Below are 24,600 nucleotides of genomic sequence, written 5' to 3' on the forward strand. Positions count from 1 at the left end.
AATCCGGCAGCGCTTGAAGAAAAAGCGGAGGAGGGAAGTACTGCGTGCAGCCGGGCGGTTTTCATGCCGCCCGGCCGCGTGTGAAAGCGACTGGCTTACTCGCCGCTGTCGCCCTTGATCTGCGGCAGCGCCGACGATTCACCCGGCGTCAGCAGGCCGACTTGCGAATACACGCGCAGCTTGTCGCGCGTATCGGTGATGTCGAGGTTGCGCATCGTCAGCTGGCCGATACGATCGCGCGGCGAGAACGTCGACGCAACCTTCTCCATCGACAGACGCTCCGGCTGATACGTGAGGTTCGGCGACTTCGTGCTCAGGATCGAATAGTCGTTGCCGCGGCGCAGCTCGATCTTCACTTCGCCGGTAATCGCGCGCGCGACCCAGCGCTGGGCCGTTTCGCGCAGCATGATCGCCTGCGGATCGAACCAGCGGCCCTGATACAGCAGGCGGCCGAGGCGGCGGCCGTTCTCGCGGTACTGTTCGATCGTGTCTTCGTTGTGGATGCCGGTGACGAGACGCTCGTATGCGATGTACAGCAGCGCAAGGCCCGGGGCTTCGTAGATGCCGCGGCTCTTCGCCTCGATGATGCGGTTCTCGATCTGGTCGCTCATGCCGAGGCCGTGGCGGCCGCCGATGCGGTTCGCCTCGAGCAGCAGCTCGACCGGGTCCTTGAACTCGACGCCGTTCAGCGCGACCGGCTGGCCCGCTTCGAAGCGCACAGTCACTTCTTCGGCGGCGATCTTCACGTCGTCGCGCCAGAACGCGACGCCCATGATCGGGTTCACGATCTTGATGCCGCTTTCGAGGCTTTCGAGATCCTTCGCTTCATGCGTCGCGCCGAGCAGGTTCGAGTCGGTCGAATACGCCTTCTCCGCCGACATCTTGTACGCGAAGCCGGCCTGGTTCATGAACGCCGACATTTCGGCACGGCCGCCGAGCTCGTCGATGAACGTCTGGTCGAGCCACGGCTTGTAGATCTTCAGATCCGGATTCACGAGCAGACCGTAGCGATAGAAGCGCTCGATGTCGTTGCCCTTGTACGTGCTGCCGTCGCCCCAGATGTTGACGCCGTCTTCCTTCATCGCGGCGACGAGCATCGTGCCCGTCACGGCGCGGCCGATCGGCGTCGTGTTGAAGTACGTGACGCCGGCCGTCGTGATGTGGAACGCACCGCTTTGCAGCGCCGCGATGCCTTCGGCGACCAGCTGCGCGCGGCAGTCGATCAGGCGGGCGCCGGCTGCGCCGTATTCGATCGCGCGTTTCGGGATCGCGTCGTAATCGTCTTCGTCGGGCTGGCCGAGGTTCGCCGTGTATGCGTACGGGACGGCGCCCTTCAGTTTCATCCAGTGCAGCGCGGCGCTGGTGTCCAGGCCGCCGGAGAAGGCGATACCGACCTTCTGGCCGGTCGGGAGGCTTTCGAGAATCGTGCTCATAGGAATTACCGTGGATTGAAGCCGGTGGGATCGTATTTCGCGGAATATGCGAGTATCGGCTGTCCGGGAAGTTGGGGCAAGACCTGATTTTCGCGGCAATCCGTCGCCGCGGCCGTCGCGGCGGGCCCGCCGGGCCGTGAACCGGCCCGAGAATCCGTCGCGAAGCGGCGTGACGGCCGGCGGAAAATCCGGCGAATCCGGCAGACCTGCGCGCGGTATGCGCGCTCCTTTTCCGGGGACGGATCAGAGCATCCAGTACGAATGCCGTGGTCAACGCCCGCCGGCGCCGCATATGAAAGCAAAATGAAATATTGTGCGATCCCGCCCTCGGAACGCCCGGCGTTCGGATCGACGTTCAGATATTCCACGCGCGCGCGGTTTCGAGCAGCTTCTCGCGCAACTGATCCACTTCACCGGCCAGCTTGGCCGTAATCGACACGTACCCGGACAACTGCAGCGGCGGCACGCCATGCAGCACGTCGTGCGGCGCGTCCGCGGCCGGCCGGCGGCGCGGTGCGAGCCGGCTCGGCGTGCCGAACTTGAGCGCGCGGCTCGCGCCGACCAGCGTGTCGCGGATGCGCCGGTTCACGGCTTTCATCGCGGTGCGCATGTAGTCGCGGGCGGCGAGGTCGTCGCGGGCGGGCACCGCGCTCGACAGGATCTCCAGATAGCCAATGCACAGACGCAGGCTGCGCTGGATCGCCTCGAGGTGCGCGACCGGGATGTCGCATTCCTTCGACACCGACGGCATCAGCGAGCGCAACTGCACCAGCAGCGCGCTCAGCGCGGCCATTTCCTTCAGGTGCGCGTCGTCGGTCACGGGGCGGTCGCCGGCGAGTCGCGCATGCACGGCCGCGCACGCGCGCAGCGCGTCGGCGAGCTTGTAGCGCCACGAATAGGTCGCATAGAGCGGCAGCGCGAACGAGAACGCCAGCGCGATCGCGATCCCGGTCAGCACGTTCACTGCGCGCCAGAGGCCGTCGACGATCTCGTTGTCGCCGTGTCCGGCGACGATCACCATCGTGATCGCGGACAACAGCGCGATGTAGCCGGCCTTGCCGATCGCGTGATACGCGCACACGCCGCACGCGATCGCCATCAGCAGATAGATCGCGAGCGGCGCATGCAAAAAGGAATACAGCAGGATCAGCGCAAGCCCGGCCAGCGCGCCGATCGACGTGCCGAGCGCTCGCTCGGCCGCCTTCTTGCGGATGTTGCCGTGGTGCTGCAGCCCGCCGACGACGATGAGCACGGTGATCGTCGACCACTCGCCATGCGGCACGTTCAGCCCCGTGGACAGCGCGATCGACACGAGGATCGCGAGCGCGACGCGCGCCGCGTGGATCAGCTTTGCGTGCCGGTAGCGGCGGTACGGATCGAGGAGCGGACGGAGCGCGTGGCGCAGGAACGGAGGCAGTCGGGCAGGGAGCTGGGCGGTCATGACGGAGTGGGGATGGCCGGAACACGCGCGGGCGGCCTGCGCGGGCCGGCGCCGCGCCGCTCGCGCAGCTGACGTAACGCTAGCCGAACGCACGCGGACTGTCCACGCCGGTGCGGCGCCGGTCGTCGCGCCGCGGCATCACGTGGCGTCAGCCAGCGTCGCCAGGCGTCAGCCGATATCAGCCGATATCAGCCGATATCAGCCGATATCAGCCGATATGAGCCGGTGTCACGCGTCGGCCGCACTCGCGTGCTCGGCGTCCGACACGCGGTTGCGGCCGCCGGACTTTGCGCGGTACAGCGCGTCGTCGGCCTGGCGCAGCAGCGTTGCGGCATTCACACGGCCGGCGGCGGTCGCGATGCCGATGCTCGCGGTCACGTGCCCGTACGGGCTGCGGCGATGCTCGATGTCGAGGCCCGCGATCGCGCGCCGGATCGCTTCGGCGACGGTCGCCGCGCCGTGCGCATCGGTATCGGGCAGCGTGACGACGAATTCCTCGCCGCCGTAGCGCGCGACGTGGTCGCTGTCGCGGCGCAGGCAGCGCGACGCCGCTTGCGCGACGTCGCGCAGCACGTCGTCGCCGGCGAGGTGGCCGTAATAGTCGTTGAATGCCTTGAAATGATCGACGTCGACGAACAGCACGGACAGCGGGCGGCCGCTGCGCGATGCGCGCTGCGCTTCGTTCGCGAGCACCGCGTCGAATGTGCCGCGGTTGTCGAGCCCGGTCAGCGAATCGGTGTGCGCGAGCCGGTACAGCTTCGATTCGGCGATCTGCCGGCGGCTGAGTTCACGCGACAGCGCGAGCGAGCCCCACGCGATGAACGCGGTAAAGAGCGCCATCAGCACGGCGGTCCAGATCGCTCGATGGTTCCACGATGCATAGACGTCGACCTCGGCGGGCGCGACGTCGACGGTCAGCGGCAGATGCGCGAGATGCTTGTAAACATAGATGCGCCGCACGCCGTCGATCGGGCCGGTGCCGACGAGTGCGCCTTCGCGGCTGCGCTGCGCGTCGATGAACAGCTGCGAGTCGTGCAGGTCGACGCCAACCGCGCGCGCATCGTACGGCAGCCGCGATACGAGCGTGCCGTTGTCCTCGACGATCGCCGCGCTGCCGTGCCGGCCGACCGCGAGCCCGTCGAGGAGCGCGCGGAAGTAGTCGATGCTGAGCGTGCCGACGACGATTCCGCCGAACGTGCCGTCGGCGCGCGTGATGCGCCGGCTGAGCGCGATCGTCAGTGCGCCGCCGCGCAGCCGCGACGGGTAGGGCCGGCTGATGTAGAGGCCCGTTGCGAGCCCGTCGCGGTGGACGGCGAAATATTCGCGGTCGGCAAAATTGCCTTGCCGCGGCGGCGACTCCGCAGAATCGATCACGATATTGCCGTGTGCATCCATCACGAAAATGGCGCCGAGAAACGCGCCGGTCGCCGCGCGGTCGAACAGCAGCCGGTGCCGCTGATGCGGCGGCAGCGTGGCCAATTCCGGATCGGCGAGACCATCGACCACGTTTTGCAGCGACAGATCATACAGCTCGATATTGCGGGAAATATCGCGCTCGATCAGCAGCATCAGATTGCGCGCGTTTTCAACCGCATGGTCGTATGCGTCGTGACGCGCTTCGATCAACAGCGACGCGGAGAGTCCCCAACTGAACAGCAGCAGAACGACACCGGCCGCGAGGACGCCGCGGGGCGACAGAATGCGCGCCACGGCCAAGGCGGTGTGGCGGCGCAGCGCGGCGATCAACGGGGGTGACTTCATCCTCGGCGGGGGCGGAGCGGCGGGCATTTTGCGTCTTCGACGCTTCCGCACGCTGATTATTTCGATTTAAACCGCATTATCTCGCGAATTCGCGTATCTCGCCGTGCGATGCAAAACATGCATGGGAAACCATCATTGGAAACGGTTACGCATCATTACGGCGATTCTCGGCCGCGATTTGATTTCAATCAATTTCGACTGGCACTATTTTGTCTGATTATTTCATGGTGGGCGAAACAAATTGGCGTTTTAAAACCTGCGCCGGCCGTTGTTCGTAACCGATTCATCGGACATTTGCGTATTCGCAGGACGGACGGCGCGTCGCGGCCGGCGGTCACGTGAATGCACCTCCAGGCTGTTGATTCCGCGGCGCCTGCGCGCGACGCTCGGGCATCCGGGCGCGAGCGGCCCCCATGACGAATCAGGTAGAATCCGCGCTTCGCCGCCGGCGCCCGGCGCGCAACGCGTATCGGGGCCGCATCGAATGCATCGCAGGCGGCGCACGGCGCCCCGCTCCCGCATGTGCCGGCCCCGGATGCCGGCCCGCTCAACGTTCGTCTCGTTTATGTCCGCACTTCCGAATTCCGACCAACCCGGTTCGTCCGCGAACCCACCCAAGCTTCATCGCGCGCTGAAGGCGCGCCACCTGACGATGATCGCGATCGGCGGCTCGATCGGCACGGGCCTGTTCGTCGCGTCCGGCGCGTCGATCTCGCAGGCAGGCCCCGGTGGCGCGATGGTCGCGTACATGCTGATCGGCCTGATGGTCTACTTCCTGATGACGAGCCTCGGTGAAATGGCCGCGTTCATGCCGGTGTCGGGCTCGTTCGCGACCTACGGCGCGAAATACGTCGACGAAGGCTTCGGCTTCGCGCTCGGCTGGAACTACTGGTACAACTGGGCGGTGACGATCGCAGTCGAGCTCGTCGCCGCGCAGCTCGTGATGCACTACTGGTTCCCGGACGTGCCGGGCGTGTGGTGGAGCGCGGCGTTCCTCGCCGTGATGTTCCTGCTCAATGCGTTGACGGTGCGCGGTTTTGGCGAGGCCGAATACTGGTTCGCGCTGATCAAGGTGGTCACCGTCGTCGCGTTCATCGGCGTCGGGCTTTTGATGATCTTCGGCATTCTGAAAGGCGCGCCGGGCAACGGCTGGGGCAACCTGACGATCGGCGACGCGCCGTTCGCGGGCGGCCTGCCGGCGCTGATGGGCGTCGCGATGATCGCCGGCTTCTCGTTTCAGGGCACCGAGCTGATCGGCGTTGCGGCCGGCGAATCGGAGCACCCGCGCACCACGATTCCGCGCGCGGTGCGTCAGGTGTTCTGGCGGATCCTGCTGTTCTACGTGCTCGCGATCTTCGTGATCGGCGTGCTGATTCCGTACACCGACCCGAACCTGCTGAAGAGCGACGTGACCGATATCGGCGTGAGCCCGTTCACGCTCGTGTTCCGACACGCGGGGCTGGCGTTCGCGGCCGGCGTGATGAACGCGGTGATCCTGACGGCCGTGCTGTCGGCCGGCAACTCGGGCATGTATGCGTCCACGCGGATGCTGTACAACCTCGCGACCGAAGGCCGCGCGCCGAAACTGTTCGCGAAGCTGTCGCCCGGCGGCGTGCCGCGCAATGCGCTCTATGCGACGACTGCGGTTGGCGCGCTGTGCTTCTTCACGTCGCTGTACGGCGACAAGACGGTGTACCTGTGGCTGCTGAACACGTCGGGGATGACCGGCTTCATCGCATGGCTCGGCATCGCGATCAGCCATTACCGGTTCCGCAAGGGCTACGTGAAGCAGGGCTACGCGCTCGATCAGCTGCCGTATCAGTCGAAGTGGTTCCCGTTCGGCCCGTTGTTCGCGTTCGTGCTGTGTCTCGTGATCGCGCTGGGGCAGGACTACCAGGCGTTCCTCGCGAACCGGATCGACTGGGCCGGTGTTGCGGCGACGTACGTCGGCATTCCGCTGTTCGTTGTCGTGTGGCTCGGCTACCGGCTGCTGAACAAGAGCCGCTTCGTGCGCTACGAGGACATGGAGATCGCGCCGTGGGTCGCCGCGAATCGCGGTGCGCACGCGCAGCGCGTGACGAACCGCGAAACGGCGGCCTGAGGCCGACGCGGCAAGCCGCCGCGCGACGCGGAGCGAGCACGCAGTGAAGACGGGAAGCCCGCGGGCTTCCCGTTTGTTTTCGGGCGCGTGGGCGCGCATGGCGGCGGCGCGCGCACCGCGTGCCGGGGGAACCGCATCGGCGTGTGCGCGGATACCGCGCAACCCCATTTTTTTGTCGGTTTTCCGCTGCACGGGGTCAAAGCCGGTTATATTTCCCGACCCTACCGGGCGACGGCCCGGCCGGCGCGACGAGCGCGGCGCGGATCGGGCATCCGGCGCGCGCGTCGAGCGGCGGCCGGCGGCGCCCGGCGTTTTCATCGTTCCGGCGGCGCGTGCACGGCCGGCGGAGCGCGCAACCCAGAGGAATTCATGAGCGCATCACCCGCCGAGCGGAAGGCCGGACCCGTTTCCATCGTGCGAATCGAAGCCGCGATCAATGCGTGGCGCGAAGTGTATCCGCCGGCGCCGGACGGCGAGGACGGCTACGCGCTCGACGCCGGCAGCAATTGCCTGGCCGAGCTGTACGGCGCGATGATCTGCTATCGGCTGCCGGACGTGCCGCTCGATTCGCTGAGCGACGCGCAGCGCGACGCGCTGTACGCGACCGAGGCGTGACGCGCGGCCGGCACGATGCCGCGGCGTGGCGCCGGCGAACGAACGGGAAGCCCTCGCGGCTTCCCGTTTTGCTTTGCGCGGCTTCGGGCGTCGCCGCGAATGCAGTGCGGCTCGCGCAGGGATCGGCGCCGGCTGAGGTATCGTGACGGAATCGGGAAGCAGGCGATCGAGGAAGCCGCTGAGGATAGCCGGCGGCAGCGACCGGCGCTGGCGTTGCCGGCGCGGTGCCCAATGAGCGCCCGTTGCCTGTCCGGGAGGATTCGAACATGGAGTTGAGACACCTCCGCTACTTCGTCGCCGTCGCCGAGGAGCGGAATTTCACGCGTGCGGCCGAGCGCCTGCACATCGCGCAGCCGCCGCTCAGCCGTCAGATCCAGCAGCTCGAGGAGTCGCTCGGCGTTCCGCTGTTCGAGCGCAATGCGCGGCCGCTGAAGCTGACCGACGCGGGACGGTTCTTCTATTCGCATGCGGTGCAGCTGCTCGCGCAGACGACCGAGCTCGAATCGATGACGAAGCGCGTCGGCAAGATCGAGCGCAGCATGTCGGTCGGGTTCGTCGGCTCGACGCTGTACGGGATGCTGCCGAAGATCATCCGCCGTTTTCGCAGCGAGTATCCGGCCGTCGAGCTGAGCCTGCACGAGATGTCGACGATGGATCAGATCAAGGCGCTGAAGGAAGGGCGCATCGACGTCGGCTTCGGCCGCATCCGTCACGAGGATCCGAGCGTGCGGCGCGTCGTGCTGCGCGAGGAGCGGATGATCGTCGCGCTGCCGGTCGGCCATCCGCTCGACGGCGCGAAGCCCGTGCTGTCGCTGCACGATCTCGTCAACGACACGCTGATCATCTTTCCGAAGGCGCCGCGGCCGAGCTATGCGGACCAGGTGCTCGCGGCGTTTCACGATCGCGCGTTGCAGCCGCGGCGCATCTATGAGACGCGCGAGCTGCAGATCGCGCTCGGCCTCGTCGCGATGGGCGAGGGCGTGTCCGTCGTGCCGCACAGCGTGTACGGGCTGAAGCGCGACGACATCAGCTACAAGCCGCTCGACGACCCGAATCTCGTATCGCCGATCATCATGAGCATGCGTATGCTCGACGAATCGGGGGACATCCGCGCGATGCAGGCGCTGATTTACCGGCTCTACGACGAGGCGCAGATGGAGTATCTGCCGCCGCAGCCGGAATGAGCGTGCGGCGGATGGCGGCTCGCTCCGCGCGGCGCGCGCCGTGGAGCCGCGATCACCGGTATTCGATGCGGCACGCGCGCGCGACCGCCTTTACGCACACGACATACACATGACCGACATCGTGACCGAGGAGATCTGGGTAGAGACGCCGCAAGGGCGTCTCTTCGCGAAACGCTGGGGCGTGGCACGTGCGCCGCACGCGACCGCATTCGGGCAGCGCGCGCCTGGGGCGGCCGCGCCTATGCAGGCCGCGCCTATGCCGGCCGCGCCCATCGTGCTGCTGCATGATTCGCTTGGCTGCGTCGAACTATGGCGCGACTTCCCGGCGCAACTTGCGCAGGCCACGCGGCGCGACGTGATCGCGTACGACCGGCTCGGCTTCGGCCGCTCCGATCGCCATCCGGGGCAACTCGCGACGACGTTCGTGCGCGACGAGGCCGATGACGGATTTCCGGCGTTGCTCGAATGGTGCGGCATCGAGTCGTTCGTCGCGTTCGGGCACAGCGTCGGCGGCGGCATGGCGGTTTGCTGTGCGGCTGCGCATCCCGAACGCTGCCGCGCGCTGGTGACGGTCGCCGCGCAGGCGTTCGTCGAGGATCGCACGCGCGACGGCATTCGCGAAGCAGCGCAGCAGTTCGCCGCGCCCGGCCAGCTCGACCGGCTCGCACGCTATCACGGCGACAAGGCCGAATGGGTGCTGCGCGCATGGGTCGACACGTGGTTGTCGCCTGCGTTTCGCGGCTGGACGCTCGACGACGCGCTGCCGCGTGTCCGCTGTGCGACGCTTGCGATTCACGGCGCGCAGGACGAATACGGATCGGACGCGCATCCGAAGCGGATCGCCGCGCGCGTCGCGGGGCCGTCGTCGTACCTGATGCTCGACGGATGCGGACACATGCCGCATCGCGAGCGTACCGACGACGTCCTGGCCGCGGTCGCGGCCTTGCTGCGCGACGCGCCTGCTTGAGCGCGCGAACGCCCGTGCGCGATGCGATCGGCGGGGCCGGGCCCGCCGGAATTCAGAACGCCAGCTGGATCGCGAGGTCGATCGCGAGCAGCGCGATCGAGCAGCCGATGCCGAGCACCACGTTCGGCAGGCGGTGCTCGAAATCGCGATGGTCGCGGCGCATCGCCGCGCCGAGCAGGAAGATCGCTTCGACGACGATCTGCAAGCCGACGAACAGCAGCATCAGCAGATACTCGTAACCCATCTGCTTGAACGCGGCGAATTGCATCCCGTGATCGCGGATCCACTGACCGACGCGCAGCAGTTCGTACACGAACAGCAGGGCGGGAAACAGGTAGCTGATGAAGTAAGTCGGCGCGGTCGCGTGCCGTAGTTCGAGGTGGAAGTGCTGATGCGTGGTAGCCATCACGAAGCCCTCCTTGCAACGCATGATTGCGGTCGCGACGGCGGCGCGGCGACGTGCGGACCAACGGATTGCCCGATCCATCGTGCGCAGCCGTACGACATCAGCATACTGCTGCGCGGGAAATTTCGCATCCCGCACGCGCGTTCGTCGCAAAAACCCTGAATCACCGAGGATCGCACGGCATTTCCGGTGGCGCGCGGCTACGCCGGCCGACGGTCGTCGTTCACGCCTTCGCTTGCGCGCCTTCGATGAACAGCTTCGCGACCGACCGGAACTCCCGCTTCAGCGACAATCCCGGCACCGTCAGCCAGCGCAGCATCGCCGCAAGATACAGGTGATGGAACCACGCGGCGAGCTGGTCGGCTGCGAGCGCCGCATTCAGTTCGCCCGCCTGCTGCCCCGCGCCGATCAGTTGCTGCCACAGGAGCGCGATGTCGGCGCCGTTCGTCTTGCCGCCGTCCGCGTGTTCCGCGCCGATGCTCAGGAAGCGGTGCCGCAAATACGCGAGCAGGTACGCCGGATGCTGTTCGCACCACGCAGCCGACGCATCGAGCACGCACGCGAGCCGTGATGCGAACGTCTTGCGCCGCGCGACGTCGCGCTGCAGATGCGCGAGATCGCGCGCGAGTTCACCTTCCAGCCAGTGCGCGAGCACGGCCTCTTTCGTCGCGAAGTGGTTGTACAGCGTCCGCTTCGCGACATCCGCGTGCGCGGCGATCTGCTCCATCGTGACGGCGTCGTAACCGTGTTCGTCGAACAGGCGGGCGCCGGTATCGGCGAGGTGCGCGAGCATCTGGCTGCGCTTGCGCGCGCGGCGGCCCGGTTCGTCGGTCGTCATAGGCGTGGCTCCATGGCGCGGGTCTTACGAAAAGTGTACGAATTGCATTAGTATACGACGTGCACTTTTGAGAATCCACCCGCATGCATCGCGGAACGAGGAGTCCCACATGAATTTCGTCATCGCCACTTACGGCACCGAAGGTGACACGCGTCCGCTCGCGGCGCTCGGCCGCGCATTGATGAACGCGGGCCATGAAGTCCGGTTGCTGGCCGATGCCGCGACGCTCGGCTCCGCTACCGCACTCGGCGTGCCGTGCGCACCGTTGTCCGGCGATATCCGCGCGGTGATCGCGCCGAACGGCGCGCTGTCCCGCGCGCTGAACCGGCGCGGCGGTTTCAACGACACGTCGAAGGCGCTCGTCGCGATTGCGAACGGGAATACGGCCGCATGGATGCGCGAGGTCGCCGACGCGTCGGCCGGTTGCGATGCGATCCTCGTGTCGGGGCTCGCGTCGTTCGTCGGTCTGTCGGTTGCCGAATATCGGGGCGTGCCGGCGATCGGCGCCGGTATGATTCCGATCACGCCGACCGCGGCATTCGCGTCGCCGTTCCTGCCGCCCGGCAGGGTGCCGCGCTGGCTGAATCGCACGAGCCACCGGTTCGTGAATGCGCTGCTGTGGCAGGCGTTCCGCAGCGCGACCAATGCTGCGCGCGCAAGCGTGTGCGGACTGCCGCCGCGCGGGCGCGTGTGGACCGGCCATCCGATGTTGTACGGCGTGTCGCCCGCGTTGCTGTCCGATGCGGCCGACTGGCCGCCGAACGCGCTGGCATGCGGTCAGTGGCGCGTCGACGCGCCGGCGTGGATGCCGCCGCCCGCGTTGTCGGCCTTTCTCGAAGCGGGCGAGCCGCCCGTGTATATCGGTTTCGGCAGCATGGCCGGATTCGATCGGGCCGCGATGACCGACGCGCTGGTGCGCGCGCTCGACGGCCGGCGCGCACTGTTTTATCCGGGCTGGAGCGGAATCGATGCGTCGATGCTGCCCGCGCACGTGCACGTGATCGGCGATACGCCGCACGACGAGTTGTTTCCGCATATCGCGATGGCGATCCATCACGGCGGCTCGGGCACCACGCATTCGGCCGCGCGGGCGGGGATACCGTCGGTCGTCGTGCCGTTCGTGGGCGATCAGTTTTTCTGGGCCGACCGGCTTCGGCGGCTCGGTGTCGCGGACGCGCCGGTGGCCGGACGTCGCGTGGACAGTGCCGCGCTCGGCCGTGCGATCGCGTTCGCAGCCCGTGCGGACACCCGGGCGCGTGCCGCCGAACTGGGTGCGCGCATCGCGCGGGAAGACGGCGTGCGGCTGGCAGTCGACGCGCTCGAGCGCTGGGTGCGCGGCCGCTCGCGCTGACCGCGCCGAGCGCGCGGCCCGTGCGTCAGAAATGTCCGGTGAACCGGTAGCGGCTGCCCGGGTGCCACAGGTTCGCCACCGACGCGACCATCCCCTGCGACCACGTGCGCCGGTGCAGCAGCAGGCACGGCTCGCGTTCGTCCATCGCAAGATGGCGGCGCGTTCCCGCGTCGGGCATCGCAGCCTCGATCCGGTATTCGACGCGCTGCAGCGGCGCGACGCGCGTCAGGTACTGGTTCGGTGTCGTCGTCGTGAAATCCTGCAGTGCGTATTCGGGCGCGCAGGCCGGATTGACCCAGCGCTCCTCGAGTTGCACGGGCGTGTCGTTCTCGAAGTGCAGCACGCGCGAATGAAAGATCGGATTGCCTGCATCGAGCTGCAGTTCGTCGGCGAGCTTCGCGTCGGCGACCGCCGCGCCCACCTCCAGCACCTGCGCACGATAGGCATGGCCGCGCGCGGCCACTTCGTCGGAGATGCTGCGGATCGCGACGAGTGTCGATTCGTACTTCGGCGACGCGACATACGTGCCGGAGCCGCGCGTGCGCGTGAGCACCTGCTCGGCGGTAAGCTCGCGCAGCGCGCGGTTGACCGTCATCCGCGCGACGTTGAATTCGCGCGCGAGTTCGTTCTCCGACGGCACCTGGTCGCCTTCCGCCCACTCGCCTGCATGAATGCGCGCGAGGATGAAATCCTTGATTTCCTGATAGATCGGTGTGGTCATTGCATTGCTGGTCAAGAGACGGGCCCGCGTGCCGCAGCGCGGCCATCGTATCGGTGTCCGGGCGGAGTGTACCGGGTTCGACGCCGCGACGGCCCGCCCGTGAGCGGTGATCCGGGTTATCCCGGCATCGGTCCGTCCCGATGCCGCTCGCCCGGCGCATGGGCGCGAATCGCGGCCGGCCTGTCGAGCGCACGCGTCAAAAATAAAAGTATAGACAAATACGTGCACGTCGACGGCTGTCCGGACTCCGCCTCGAAAGGCGCGTTACAGCAGTACATAACGGGAAGATGCCTGAAATATAAGGGTGAGCTGCGCATCCGCGAAATAATCAGACAATTAGAGAGAAACACGGATTGCCGGTGATGGTCCTGAAAAGGCAAAGTTGTATGTACAACTTTGAGTGCCGCTCGATGAGTGGCATCCGGGTTGGCAGGGCTCGGGTGGCCGCGCCGCCGGACGGGACCCGAGCCCAGTTCGCCTATGACAGGAACGCCATGAAGAAACTCGCGCTCAGTATCGCCGCCTGCATCACGGCCGGTGCCCATGCCAACGATCGATCGACGATCGGGCTCGGCGATTCGGCGTCCTCGGCGGCTGACTGCCGCCACGATGTGCGTCGCTGACGGCGCGCACAGCATCCGTTGCCGGATGCCGCTCGCGTCGCCTGATGCGCACGGCTTGATGAGCACGCCGCATCATGTCGTGCGCAGAACTCGTTTGCTGCGCGGTTAATGGCTATTGACAATCCAGCCACATCGTTCTGGATCCCTAATATGATTTTCCAAGGATTTGGCCCGCTGCTGTGGGCCGGCACGGTCGAGACCGTGAAGCTCGCGGTGCTGTCGCTCGCCGCGTCGCTCGTACTGGGCCTCGCTGGCGCGGCCGCGAAACTGTCGACCAATCGCGTGCTCAAGTCGGTCGGCACGTTCTATACGACGCTGATCCGCGCGGTGCCCGACCTCGTGCTGATGCTGCTGCTGTTCTACGGGATACAAATCCTGCTGAACAACGCGACGGACCTGCTCGGCTGGGATCAGATCGACATCGACCCGTTCGTCGCCGGTGTGGTGACGCTCGGCTTCATCTACGGCGCATACTTCACCGAGACGTTTCGCGGTGCGTTCCTCGCGGTGCCGCGCGGCCAGCTCGAAGCCGGTTTCGCATACGGGATGAGCGGCTGGCGCGTGTTTCACCGGATCCTGTTTCCGCAGATGATGCGCTTCGCGCTGCCCGGGATCGGCAACAACTGGCAGGTGCTCGTGAAGGCGACCGCGCTCGTGTCGATCATCGGCCTCGCGGATGTGGTGAAGGCGTCGCAGGACGCCGGCAAGAGCACGCTCGATTTCTTCTTCTTCACGCTTGCGGCCGGCGCGATCTACCTCGCGATCACGACGGTGTCGAACGTCGTGCTGCACCACCTCGAGAAGCGTTATTCCGTCGGCGTCCGGAGGCTTGCACTGTGATCGAACTCATCAGTCAGTACTGGCAGAACTATCTGTACACCGACGGCTACCGCTTCAGCGGCCTCGCGATCACGCTGTGGCTGCTGGTCGTGTCGATCGCGCTCGGCTTCGCACTGGCCGTGCCGCTCGCGATCGCACGCGCATCGTCGAACCGCTGGATCTCCGGCCCGGTGTGGCTCTACACGTACGTGTTCCGCGGCACGCCGCTCTACGTGCAGCTGCTGATGTGCTACACCGGCATCTACAGCCTGCAGGTCGTGCACAACCACGTGCTGCTCGACACGTTCTTCCGCAACGCGATGAACTGCACGCTGCTCGCGTTCGTGCTGAACGAGTGCGCGTACGCGACCGAGATCTTCGCGGGCGCGATCAAGGCAACGTCGGCAGGCGAGATTGAGGCCGGAATGGCATACGGGATGTCGCGCTTCAAGCTCTACACGCGCATCATCCTGCCGTCCGCGCTGCGCCGCTCGCTGCCGAGCTACAGCAACGAAGTGATCCTGATGCTGCATGCGACGACGCTCGCGTTTACCGCGACCGTGCCCGACATCCTGAAGGTCACGCGCGACGTGAACTCGGCGACGTACATGTCGTTCCAGGCATACGGCATCGCGGCCGTGCTGTACGCCGTCGTCGTATTCACGCTCATCTGGGCGTTCCGCAAGCTCGAGACGCGCTGGCTCGCGTACCTGTCGCCGCGCGGCCACTAATGCATTCGCACGATTCGCAAGGAAAGACCAAGCATGTACAAGCTCACCGTTGAAAACCTGCACAAGAAGTTCGGCGACAACGAGGTGTTGAAGGGTGTGTCGATGAAGGCGAAGGCCGGCGACGTGATCAGCATCATCGGCTCGAGCGGCTCCGGCAAGAGCACCTTCCTGCGCTGCATCAACTTCCTCGAGCAACCGTGCTCGGGGCAGATCACGATCGGCGCCGAGCCGATCCAGACCACGCGCGACCGCAACGGGGCGCTGCGCGTGGCCGACCAGAAGCAGTTGCAGCGAATGCGCACGAAGCTGTCGATGGTGTTCCAGCACTTCAATCTGTGGGCGCACATGACCGTGCTGGAGAACGTGATCGAGGCGCCGATGGCCGTGCTCGGAATCGGGAAAGACGAGGCGGTTGCGCGCGCACGCAAGTATCTGGAGAAGGTCGGGCTCGCGCCGCGCGTCGAAGGGATGTATCCGTCGCACTTGTCGGGCGGCCAGCAGCAGCGCGTCGCGATCGCGCGTGCGCTCGCGATGGAGCCGGAGGTGATGCTGTTCGACGAGCCGACGTCGGCGCTCGATCCGGAACTCGTCGGCGAAGTGCTGAAGGTGATGCAGCAGCTCGCCGAGGAAGGCCGCACGATGGTCGTCGTCACCCACGAGATGGGTTTCGCGCGCAACGTGTCGAACCACGTGATCTTCCTGCATCAGGGAAAGATCGAGGAAGAGGGCGACCCGCAACAGATTCTCGTCAACCCGAAGAGCGAGCGGCTCGGACAGTTTTTGTCGGGGCGACTGAAGTAGGCAGGCGCTGCTGAAACTGGAACGCTAAATGCTTGTCCCGGACGACTCTTTCGATCGAGGAGCGCCGCGATGAGCACGCCGACACCTACCGCGTTTTCCCATGTGAGGCCGCAGGACACGCCGTATCGAGGCGAGGGCCTGCGCGACTTCTTCCTGTATCGCGATCTCGGCATCGCGGGCGCGACGAACGGCCGGGTCGTCGCGCAACTCGTCAGGGCGAATCATGCACCGGCGGCGGGCACCGGCTGGCACCGTCACGAGGCGGATTTCCACATCGTGATCATGCTCAAGGGCTGGGCGCGCTTCATGTACGGCGAACGCGAGACACTCGTGAATGCCGGCGACTGCGTGCACCAGGCGCCGGGCATCGTCCATTACCTGTTCGACTACTCGCCGGACATGGAGTATCTGGAAATCGTCGGGCCCGCCGATTTCAAGTCGATCGACGTCGAAGGGCCGTGCGACGTTCCCGCGCCGACGCCGTGGGGCGACGCGGGCGCGTAAGTCCTCGCCGGGTTCGTGTGACGTTCCGTTACACCGTGTCAAAGATGGTCAATTCGACGCCGTGCGGTGCACGGCAGCTGCGCGACGGGCGTTAAGGGAGAACAGCCGGGCCACCGGCTGATCAACCCAGGAGAAAGTCATGACCCGCATCGCGAAGATTCTGGCCGCGGCGGCTGTCGCGGGCGCCGTCCTCATGCCGGCGCTTGCCGAAGCCCATTCGCACCGCGTGTGCCATTTCGATCACCACCATCACCGTACGTGCCGCTGGGTACGTTGACCCGCGACGCGCATGCCCGGCACCGCGTCGGGGATGCTGCGAGCATCCAGGCAAATCAGGAGAGGATCATGAAAAAGACGATGTTGATCGCCGCGCTCGCCGCCGGCATGGGTATGTCGATCGGTGCGTTCGCGCAGGTTCCGGCGAGCGCGCCGGCCGGCACGACGGGCCTGTGCAAGGACGGCTCGTTCTACTCGGGTGCGTCGAAGAAGGGCGCGTGCGCGGGCCACAAGGGCGTGAAGACATGGTACGGCGCGTCGGCCGCAGTCGCGGCCAGCGCGCCGGCTGCAGCGCCTGCGGTTGCTGCTTCGGCTTCCGCGGCGTCCGGCGCCGCGCCCGCGAAGAGCGCACCCGCTGCGGCGCCCGGCGGCGGCGCGGGCAAGGTATGGGTCAACGACAGCACGAAGGTCTACCACTGCTCGACCGACAAATACTATGGCAAGACCAAGCACGGCAGTTACATGTCGGAAGCCGATGCGAAAGCGAAGGGTTATCACGCGTCGCACGGGAAGGCCTGTTCGTAACGCCGGCGGCACGCGCGGGCCAGCGCGGCCCGCACACCGCACGGTAGCGCGCCCCGCCGCCGACTCGGCGGGGCAGTTCGCGCGAGGGCCGGGGTAGCCACGCCGCTCGTCGCGACGGCGCGCGTTCAGCGCGCCTGAGCGCATTGCGCGACGGATGTCGCCGCGTCGTCGACGCGCGTGCGCGCATCGAGCAACGCGCGCAGCGTCACGTAGTGCGCGCCGCTCGCGTCGCCAGCGGGATCGGCGGTCCGGTCGTACGGCTCGTTGTCGTGGATCGTCGCCCGCACGATCGGATAGATCTGCGTTTCCCAGCGACTGCCGTTGAACACCCCGTAGTGGCCCGCGCCCGTCTGCACGTGATGCGTTTTCAGGTACGACGGCAACCCCGAACACAGCTCCTGCGCGGCCACGGTCTGGCCGACTGCGCAGATGTCGTCCTTCTCGCCCTCGATCGTCAGCAGAGCGGTGCGGTGGATCGCGGCGGGCTCGACCAGCCGGTCGCCCACCATCAGTTCGCCGCGCGCGAGCGCGTATTGCTGAAACACCTTCTCGACGGTCTCCAGATAGAACTCCGCGGTGAGATCGGCGGTCGCGAAGTATTCGTCATAGAAGCTGCGCAGCGTGTCGGCTTTCGCCGGGTCGCCTTTCGCACGCTCGAAGTACAGATCGGCAAACGACGCCGCATGCCGGTCCGGATTCATCGACATGAATGCGCCGACCTGCACGAAGCCCGGATACACGCGACGCTGCGCGCCGACGAAGCCGGGCGGCACGACGCTGATCAGATTGCGCGCAAACCACTCGATCGGCCGGCTCGTCGCGAGCGCGTTGACTTTCGTCGGATTCACGCGGCAGTCGATCGGCCCCGCCATCAGCGTCAGGCTCGCGGGCTGTGCCGGATCGCCGGCGGCGGCCATCAGTGCGACCGCCGACAGCGCGGCGACGGTCGGCTGGCAGATCGCGAGCACGTGCGCGTCCGGCCCGATCTGCCGAATGAAATCGATCACGTGTTCGACGTATTCGTCGAAACCGAAGCGCCCGGCCGACAGCGGGATGTCGCGCGGGTTATGCCAGTCGGTGATGTAGACATCGTGATCGGCGAGCATCGTGCTGACCGTGCCGCGCAACAGCGTCGCGAAATGTCCGGACATCGGCGCGACGATCAGCACGCGCGGCTGCCGTGCGACTGTTCCCGCCTTTCGGAAATGCAGCAGCGTGCCGAACGGCGACGCCGCGGCGGCTTCCTCGACGATGGGCACCGTGTGGCCGTCGACGACGGCCGATGCGATGCCGAACGGCGGACGCCGGTGCGAGAACGCGCAGCATTCGAGCAGTTCGCACAGCGCGTCGATCATGCGGCCCGTCGGGGTCGACGTGGCGGGCGGCCACAGCGACATCGCCGCGCGTGTGGCGGCGGCCCATGCGCGCGCGGGACGCAGGCATTCCGCAGACCATTGGTAAAGCGGATAGGCAAGCAGGTTCATGTCCGTCGCTCGGTGCGTCACGTTGCATTGTGCGAGGCAAGCGGTGTGCCAGTATCGCCCTGGCACGCGGGTTGCAGCGCTTCCTGCGCGTCGCGGGATCCGCGGCGGTTCAGGCGGCACGTGCGCGCGGACGCGCGACCGCGCTGCACCTCGAGCGCGGGTTGTGCATGCGGATCCGGCCGCGGCGCGGTGCGACGCTGCGCCAGTTCGGCGAATGCGCCGCACGAGCGTGGTGCGGCGCGTGCGGCGCGGCGGGCGCTTTCGGTGCAGGGGCGCGAACGGCAATCAGCAGGGGAACGACATGGAATCGACCCGACAAACGACATTGACCATCAGCAGCCGCAATTATTCGTCGTGGTCGATGCGGGGATGGCTGCTCGCGAAGCTGAGCGGGCTCGAGTTCGAGACGGTCAGCGTGCCGATCGATGCGACCTCGCGCGCGGAACTGCTGCTGCTGTCGCCGTCGATACTCGTGCCATGCCTGACGCACGACGGCAGCACGGTGTGGGACACGCTGGCGATTGCCGAATACCTGAACGAAATCCGGCCCGATGCGCGGCTGCTGCCCGACGATCGCCATGCGCGTGCGCATTGCCGGTCGATCTGCGGCGAGATGCACTCCGGTTTCAGCGCATTGCGCTCCGCGCTGCCGATGAACCTGCGTGCGCATTTTCCCGGTTTCCGGATCTGGTCGCGTGCGCAGCACGACATCGAACGCATCATGACGATTTGGCGCGAATGCCTGTCCGCGTACGGCGGCCCCTGGCTGTTCGGCGCGCAGATCGGTATCGCCGATGCGATGTACGCGCCGGTCGTCACGCGCTTCCTGACCTACGACGTGAAACTCCCGCCCGATATCGCCGACTACTGCATGCGCATACTCGCGCATCCGTTCGTCGCCGAATGGATCGACGCGGCGCAGGCGGAGCACGAGGATATCGACGAACTCGACATGGAGTTCTGATCCGCTGCGCCGCTACCCCGGCTTTCAATTTGACGACAGGCGCGCGGTTCGAAACGAATCCACTCGGCGGTCCATCAGTCCGCAAACGTTTGGCTTCGATTGCGCACGCTGGCGAGTGCGAATTCCCTAAAGGATGTTGCGCGCGATGACGTAAACGGGTCACGGGGACGACTCGCGATCGCACGCATCCGACATGCGACGCGCAGTCCGCAACAACCAGCGCAGCAGGGGAACCAACTTGAATCGTCAGCAATCGTGGACGCGTACGGCCGCGCCCGGAGAGATCATTTACTCGGAGGGCTTCGCCGGCGAGCCCGTCATCTTTCTGATCGCCGACGGCAAGGTCGAGTTGTCCACGCGCTGCGACGACAAGCGCGTCGTCGTCGCGACGCTCGGGCGCGGCGAATTCTTCGGCGAAGCGGCACTGCTCGGATCCGAACCGCGCGCGCATACCGCGAAGGCGCTGTCGTTCTGCCAGCTCACGGTCGTGCCGGCCGCGACGCTCGACGACGAAATCGAGCACGTGTCGGCGCTGCTGCGTCATATCGTGCGCACGATGATCCGGCGCGTGAAGCGCAAGGACGACCAGCTCGCGACCTATACGCACGCGGACTTCATGCCGGGCGTGGTGTCGTATGCGCACGTGCTGTCGCTGATGGCGGGCGCCGAAACGCGCGGCTCGGACGACGCGTGGTCGCGGCGGCCGATGCAGGCGCATGCGGCCGAGACGTCGGTGCCGCTCGCTGACGTGATTCGCCGCTGCCGCGCGATTGCCGGTCATTCGCGTCCGCACGTGCTCGCGATGCTGCGCCGCATGGAAAAGCTCAATCTCGTCACGATCGGCGCCGCGCACGCCGATCACGCCGGCGGTGCGGTCGAACATGGCGCGTCGGCGGATGCGCGCCAGGTCGTCACGTTCGATGCCGCGCGCGTGGTCGATCGCGCGCAGCAGGTCGCCGATCACGAACTCGACGTATCGATCAACTGCGAACTCGAGCTGATCGAACTCGTCGATCTCGAAGCGCTGATCGGCGTCGACCGGAAGCTGCTGCTCAACAAGCTGTCGCACGGCGAGATCGCGGACGAAGTGTTCGCGTTCCGCAAGTCGAAAGTGCTCGGCTATGTCGAGCAGAAGGGCGTTGCGTATTTCTCGCGGCGCAGCCCGCGCGCCGGCGGCGACGTGCGCTCGCTCGAGGACATCGTGTGGGTCGACCAGCGCACGCTGTTCGACGTGATCAGCGCATTCGACACGTACGATCTCGCGAAGCTGATCGCGAGCCTCGACGACCGCGCGGTGGCGGACAAGCTGTTCTCCGTGATGACGGAAGCGCGGCGCAACGAGGTGTCGTGGGTGATGCGCCGCGAGTTGAAGCTCGATCCGATCGAGGTCGAGGAGATCGAACGCCGCGTGCTGGACGCCGTGCGCGCGGCCAAGGCGCCGGCGGCCGTCGCGCCGCTGGCTTCGTCCGACGCATGACGCACGCACGACGGAGACGCATATGGACCTGTTGACCCTGGTTGGCGTGGTAGTCGGCGGCGCGGCGATCGTGTTCGGCTTCGCGCTGGAAGGCGGGCATTTTTCGATGCTGTTCCAGTTCGAAGCGCTCGTGATCGTGCTCGGCGGAACGCTCGGCGCGGTGATGATCCAGAACACGTGGGCGCGCTTCTTCGACGCGGTGAAGCAGCTGCGGCTCGCGTTCGTGCGCGCGCAGGAAGTCGATCGCAAGCACCTGACCGACGTGCTGGAATGGGGCGATCGCGCGAAGCTCGACGGGTTGCTTGCATTTGAATCGATGGACGTGACCGGCATTCATCCGTTCGCGCGGCGCGGGCTCGAACTGCTCGCGAACGGCGTGCCGACCGCCGTGCTCGAGGACGCGCTGCATCGCGACCTGGATGCATACGAGCGCAGCCGGCTCGCCGCCGCCCGCGTGTGGCAGCAGGCCGGCGGCTATGCGCCGACGTTCGGCATTCTCGGCTCGGTGCTCGGGCTCGTGCAGGTGACGAGCCACATCCTCGAACCGGCGCAGCTCGGGCCGGGCATCGCGGTCGCGTTCATCGCGACGCTGTACGGCCTCGCGTTCGCGAACCTGGTGTTTCTGCCGCTCTACGGGAAGCTGCGTGCGCAGATCGACAGCGAGCTGCGGTTTCGCAAGCTGTATCTGGACGGCCTGCTCGCCATCTCGCGCAAGGAATCACCGCACACGATCGAAACGCGTCTGACCGGCGACGTGCGCGGACGTGCGGCCGAGTCGCTCGCATGATGCGCGAGGAGCTTCGACATGACCGCTCGAACTGACGCGGCGCGCGTGCGTGCGCCTGAGCGCGCGCGCGACGACGATGAAGCCGAAGGCACGCAATCGGGGCGCTGGCTGATCTCGTATGCGGACCTCATCACGACGCTGATGGTGCTGTTTCTCGCGCTGTACGTGCTGCAGCTCGCGAAATACAACGCACTCGATGCGCGGTATCAGACGCTCGCGCGCCACGAGAGCGGCGCAGCCAGTGCAACGGCCGCCGCGCCCGCGATGCCGGATCGCGCGCCCGCATGGCTCGCTTCGCTCGACGCGCTGAAGAAGAACGGCCGCATTTCGCTCGTGCGCGCACCGCACGGGATCGAGATCGGCATCGACGCGAAGGTGCTGTTCAACGTCGGCGATGCGCACCTGTTGCCGGACGCCGCACCGGTACTGAGCCAGATCGCGCGCGCGCTGAGCGAGCACGCGAGCGGCGACATCCTCGTCGAAGGGCATACCGACAGCGTGCCGATCGCGAACGCGAAATACGAATCGAACTGGGAGCTGTCGTCCGCGCGGGCGGGCAGCGTCGTGCGCTATCTGGCCGAGCGCGGCGTCGCGCCGCATCGGCTCGCGGCGATCGGCCGGGCCGATACGCAGCCGCTCGTCGCCGGCGACGATGCGGCTGCGCGCGCGCGCAACCGGCGCGTGACCATCTTCGTCGCGTATTGAGATGTGCATCGCGCGGCGGCGGTTCGTCGCGCGACGCGTGGTCGGCCCGCCGGCATAACGAATCCCGAATGTCGACCATGTGACGGCGGCGATGCGATTTCGCGCGCCGCGTGCCGATAACCCGAGCTGGCTCGAATCGAGCGGTTATCGGGGATATTCCATGCACTTCTGGCGCAAGCTGTCCATTCAGAACAAGCTGATTTTCAGCATGACGAGCTGCCTGCTCGTGTTCGTTGCAATCTCGAGCGGGCTGAGCATACGGCTGATCGGCGACGCGGTGCGCGAGCGCGTTGTCCGCGAGGAACTGCCGACTGCCGTGAACGGCATCCGCGCCGACGTGCAGCGGCAGATGGCCGGCCCGATCGCCGCGTCGCGCCTCCTCGCGCGCGATGCGTTCCTGCTGCAATGGGAAGCCGACGGCGAGCCCGATGCAGGCACGCGCAACTGGATCCAGCTTGCGAAGAACGTGAAGGACGAGCAGAAGGCCGCGTCGGTGCAGTGGGCGTCGCTCAAGAGCGGCAATTACTACAACGAGGCCGGCCTGCAGCGCAAGGTCACCGACAAGGATCAGTGGCTGACCAGCTTTCTCGCGTCGGGCAACGCCTACGACGTGAACATGGATCGCGAAGTCACGCTCGGCGGCTACATGATGTTCATCAACAGCCGCGTGGAGCTGGACGGCGCGGCGGTCGGCGTCGCCAGCATGAGCTTGTCCGTCGATGCGCTCGCGAAGGGCATCGCCGCGTACCGGATCGGCGACACCGGGTTCGCGTATCTCGTGCGGCCGGACGGCGCGATCATGATGCATCGCGATACGTCGCTGATCGACGGCAAGCATTTCCTGAAGGACGCACCGGGCCTGCCGCGCGACGCATCGTCGACGCTGCTGGCCGGCAAGCCGTATGCGTACTTGAGCGTCGACGGCGAAGACGGCGCGCGATTCATCGCGACGTCGTTCATCCCGGAGCTGAATGCGTACGTGGTCGTCGAAGTGCCGCAGGCGGAATTGCTTGGCCCGGTGACGCGCGCGATTCGCAGCGCGGCGCTGGTTGCCGCAATCGCCGGCCTCGGCGTCGCGCTCGTCGTGATCTGGCTGGTGGGACGCGCGATCGCCGCGCCGATTCGGCGCGCGGCGACGCTGCTGTCGGAGATTGCCAGCGGCCAGGGCGACCTGACACGCCGGATGACGGTCGAGAGCGGCGACGAGATCGGCCAGCTGTCCGATGCGTTCAACCGTTTCGTGTCGTCGCTGTCGACGCTTGTGCACCGGATCCGCGCGGCGTCCGCGTCGATTGCGACCGGCTCCGCGCAGATCGCGTCGGGCAATGCGGACCTGAGCGAGCGCACCGAAGCGCAGTCCGGCAATCTGGAGCGCACGGCGTCGTCGATGGAGGAAATCACGGCGGTCGTGCGCAACAACACCGAAACCGCGACGACGGCCGCGCAGCTGATCACCGGCGCAGCGGATACCGCGACGCGCGGTGGGCGGGTGGTCGGCGAAGTCGTGACCACGATGGAGCAGATCAGCGACGCGTCGAGACGGATCTCGGAGATCATCGTGATGATCGACAGCATTTCGTTCCAGACGAACATTCTCGCGCTGAATGCGGCGGTGGAAGCCGCGCGCGCCGGCGAGCAGGGCCGCGGGTTCGCGGTCGTCGCGTCGGAGGTGCGCAATCTCGCGCAGCGCAGCGCGCACGCGGCAAAGGAAATCAAGGTGCTGATCGAGCACAGCGCGGGCACGGTGAACACCGGGTCGCGTCTCGTCAGCGAGGCCGGCAACGTCATGCGCGATGTCGTGTCGCAGGTTCAGGGCGTCAGCGCGATGATGAGCGAGATCGCGGAGGCGAGCATCGAGCAGAGCGCCGGCATCGATCAGATCGGCGGCGCGGTGCAGTCGCTCGACCAGATGACGCAGCAGAACGCGGCGCTCGTCGAGCAGAGCGCGGCGGCCGCGCAGAGCCTGAAGCAGCAGGCGGCCGAGCTGACACGTCTCGTATCGGCGTTCAAGATCGATGACGATGCACGAATGCCGAAGTCGGACGATTGACGCGCGGCGGCACAATGCGCCGCCGCACAGGCGTCC

25 protein-coding genes are annotated in these 24,600 nt (G+C 66.7%); 17 read left to right on the top strand and 8 right to left on the bottom strand.

Going from position 1 to position 24,600, the window contains the following annotated elements:
- Window positions 1–95 precede the first annotated feature (95 nt).
- From argG to WK25_RS21245, 4 genes are all read right to left on the bottom strand, one after another.
- On the bottom strand, window positions 96–1,433 hold the full coding sequence (gene argG, locus WK25_RS21235) for an argininosuccinate synthase (RefSeq protein ID WP_040139232.1): 1,338 nt from the start codon (window positions 1,431–1,433) through the stop codon (window positions 96–98).
- 5 nt (window positions 1,434–1,438) lie between these two features.
- The gene (locus tag WK25_RS31805) at window positions 1,439–1,801 is read right to left on the bottom strand and encodes a hypothetical protein (RefSeq protein ID WP_167432660.1); all 363 of its coding nucleotides are present in this window, start codon (window positions 1,799–1,801) and stop codon (window positions 1,439–1,441) included.
- On the bottom strand, window positions 1,789–2,874 hold the full coding sequence (locus WK25_RS21240) for an FUSC family protein (RefSeq protein WP_040139233.1): 1,086 nt from the start codon (window positions 2,872–2,874) through the stop codon (window positions 1,789–1,791). Before WK25_RS21240 ends, WK25_RS31805 begins: the two co-directional genes overlap by 13 nt.
- Before the next feature lie 228 nt (window positions 2,875–3,102).
- Window positions 3,103–4,635: a sensor domain-containing diguanylate cyclase gene (locus tag WK25_RS21245; protein WP_069242666.1), complete on the bottom strand. Its 1,533-nt coding sequence runs from the start codon at window positions 4,633–4,635 to the stop codon at window positions 3,103–3,105.
- A 565-nt stretch (window positions 4,636–5,200) separates the two neighbouring features.
- On the opposite strand from WK25_RS21245, the gene WK25_RS21250 reads away from it, so the two are divergent.
- From WK25_RS21250 to WK25_RS21265, 4 genes are all read left to right on the top strand, one after another.
- Window positions 5,201–6,736 carry an amino acid permease gene (locus WK25_RS21250; RefSeq protein WP_069242667.1) on the top strand — a complete coding sequence of 512 codons (1,536 nt, stop codon included), beginning with the start codon at window positions 5,201–5,203 and terminating at the stop codon, window positions 6,734–6,736.
- Between the two features lie 369 nt (window positions 6,737–7,105).
- Entirely contained in the window at window positions 7,106–7,351 is a 246-nt protein-coding gene (locus tag WK25_RS21255) for a DUF3717 domain-containing protein (RefSeq protein ID WP_006761486.1), read from the top strand.
- A gap of 266 nt (window positions 7,352–7,617) precedes the next feature.
- Window positions 7,618–8,535, top strand: a complete 918-nt coding sequence (locus tag WK25_RS21260; RefSeq protein WP_040139236.1) for a LysR family transcriptional regulator — start codon at window positions 7,618–7,620, stop codon at window positions 8,533–8,535.
- Window positions 8,536–8,644: 109 nt separating this feature from the next.
- A complete protein-coding gene (locus WK25_RS21265; RefSeq protein ID WP_069242668.1) occupies window positions 8,645–9,502 on the top strand; it encodes an alpha/beta fold hydrolase in 858 nt (285 codons plus the stop codon).
- Window positions 9,503–9,554: 52 nt separating this feature from the next.
- On the opposite strand, the gene WK25_RS21270 is transcribed toward WK25_RS21265, so the two are convergent.
- The gene (locus WK25_RS21270; protein ID WP_012365480.1) at window positions 9,555–9,908 is read right to left on the bottom strand and encodes a hypothetical protein; all 354 of its coding nucleotides are present in this window, start codon (window positions 9,906–9,908) and stop codon (window positions 9,555–9,557) included.
- 223 nt (window positions 9,909–10,131) lie between these two features.
- Window positions 10,132–10,746, bottom strand: coding sequence for a TetR/AcrR family transcriptional regulator (locus WK25_RS21275; RefSeq protein WP_069242669.1), 615 nt, complete (start codon window positions 10,744–10,746; stop codon window positions 10,132–10,134).
- Between the two features lie 109 nt (window positions 10,747–10,855).
- Between WK25_RS21275 and WK25_RS21280 the strand changes: the two genes are divergently transcribed.
- A complete protein-coding gene (locus WK25_RS21280; RefSeq protein WP_069242670.1) occupies window positions 10,856–12,097 on the top strand; it encodes a glycosyltransferase in 1,242 nt (413 codons plus the stop codon).
- A gap of 25 nt (window positions 12,098–12,122) precedes the next feature.
- Here WK25_RS21280 and hutC read toward each other — a convergent pair whose 3' ends face one another.
- Complete coding sequence (gene hutC / locus WK25_RS21285) at window positions 12,123–12,818, bottom strand: histidine utilization repressor (RefSeq protein WP_040139240.1); 696 nt, start codon at window positions 12,816–12,818, stop codon at window positions 12,123–12,125.
- A gap of 386 nt (window positions 12,819–13,204) precedes the next feature.
- Here hutC and WK25_RS31810 point away from each other — a divergent pair, with 386 nt between their 5' ends.
- The 7 genes from WK25_RS31810 to WK25_RS21315 all read left to right on the top strand — a co-directional run bounded on the left by WK25_RS31810 (window position 13,205) and on the right by WK25_RS21315 (window position 17,097).
- A complete protein-coding gene (locus tag WK25_RS31810) occupies window positions 13,205–13,441 on the top strand; it encodes a hypothetical protein (protein WP_069242671.1) in 237 nt (78 codons plus the stop codon).
- Between the two features lie 150 nt (window positions 13,442–13,591).
- A complete protein-coding gene (locus WK25_RS21295) occupies window positions 13,592–14,281 on the top strand; it encodes an ABC transporter permease (protein WP_040139241.1) in 690 nt (229 codons plus the stop codon).
- A complete protein-coding gene (locus WK25_RS21300) occupies window positions 14,278–14,991 on the top strand; it encodes an ABC transporter permease (protein WP_040139242.1) in 714 nt (237 codons plus the stop codon). The genes WK25_RS21295 and WK25_RS21300 overlap by 4 nt, the downstream gene beginning before the upstream one ends.
- Window positions 14,992–15,024: 33 nt before the next feature.
- Window positions 15,025–15,792: an ABC transporter ATP-binding protein gene (locus WK25_RS21305; protein WP_040139243.1), complete on the top strand. Its 768-nt coding sequence runs from the start codon at window positions 15,025–15,027 to the stop codon at window positions 15,790–15,792.
- 69 nt (window positions 15,793–15,861) lie between these two features.
- Window positions 15,862–16,296 carry a cupin domain-containing protein gene (locus tag WK25_RS21310; RefSeq protein WP_040139244.1) on the top strand — a complete coding sequence of 145 codons (435 nt, stop codon included), beginning with the start codon at window positions 15,862–15,864 and terminating at the stop codon, window positions 16,294–16,296.
- Between the two features lie 139 nt (window positions 16,297–16,435).
- Window positions 16,436–16,573 carry an HHHH-motif protein gene (locus WK25_RS31815; RefSeq protein ID WP_167432664.1) on the top strand — a complete coding sequence of 46 codons (138 nt, stop codon included), beginning with the start codon at window positions 16,436–16,438 and terminating at the stop codon, window positions 16,571–16,573.
- A gap of 68 nt (window positions 16,574–16,641) precedes the next feature.
- Entirely contained in the window at window positions 16,642–17,097 is a 456-nt protein-coding gene (locus WK25_RS21315) for a DUF3761 domain-containing protein (RefSeq protein ID WP_040139245.1), read from the top strand.
- 125 nt (window positions 17,098–17,222) lie between these two features.
- Here the strand turns inward: WK25_RS21315 and WK25_RS21320 are convergent, their stop codons facing one another.
- Window positions 17,223–18,581 carry a polyhydroxyalkanoate depolymerase gene (locus tag WK25_RS21320; RefSeq protein WP_069242672.1) on the bottom strand — a complete coding sequence of 453 codons (1,359 nt, stop codon included), beginning with the start codon at window positions 18,579–18,581 and terminating at the stop codon, window positions 17,223–17,225.
- A gap of 301 nt (window positions 18,582–18,882) precedes the next feature.
- Between WK25_RS21320 and WK25_RS21325 the strand changes: the two genes are divergently transcribed.
- The 5 genes from WK25_RS21325 to WK25_RS21345 all read left to right on the top strand — a co-directional run bounded on the left by WK25_RS21325 (window position 18,883) and on the right by WK25_RS21345 (window position 24,564).
- On the top strand, window positions 18,883–19,545 hold the full coding sequence (locus WK25_RS21325; RefSeq protein ID WP_059545332.1) for a glutathione S-transferase family protein: 663 nt from the start codon (window positions 18,883–18,885) through the stop codon (window positions 19,543–19,545).
- Between the two features lie 238 nt (window positions 19,546–19,783).
- The gene (locus WK25_RS21330) at window positions 19,784–21,022 is read left to right on the top strand and encodes a Crp/Fnr family transcriptional regulator (protein ID WP_040140966.1); all 1,239 of its coding nucleotides are present in this window, start codon (window positions 19,784–19,786) and stop codon (window positions 21,020–21,022) included.
- Window positions 21,023–21,044: 22 nt separating this feature from the next.
- Window positions 21,045–21,809 carry a flagellar motor protein gene (locus WK25_RS21335; RefSeq protein ID WP_040139247.1) on the top strand — a complete coding sequence of 255 codons (765 nt, stop codon included), beginning with the start codon at window positions 21,045–21,047 and terminating at the stop codon, window positions 21,807–21,809.
- Window positions 21,810–21,827: 18 nt separating this feature from the next.
- Entirely contained in the window at window positions 21,828–22,514 is a 687-nt protein-coding gene (locus tag WK25_RS21340) for an OmpA/MotB family protein (RefSeq protein WP_040139248.1), read from the top strand.
- Window positions 22,515–22,674: 160 nt separating this feature from the next.
- Window positions 22,675–24,564, top strand: coding sequence for a methyl-accepting chemotaxis protein (locus tag WK25_RS21345; protein WP_069242673.1), 1,890 nt, complete (start codon window positions 22,675–22,677; stop codon window positions 24,562–24,564).
- Window positions 24,565–24,600: the final 36 nt, after the last annotated feature.

Origin of the sequence: Burkholderia latens (assembly GCF_001718795.1) — a bacterium.
Classification (GTDB): domain Bacteria; phylum Pseudomonadota; class Gammaproteobacteria; order Burkholderiales; family Burkholderiaceae; genus Burkholderia; species Burkholderia latens_A.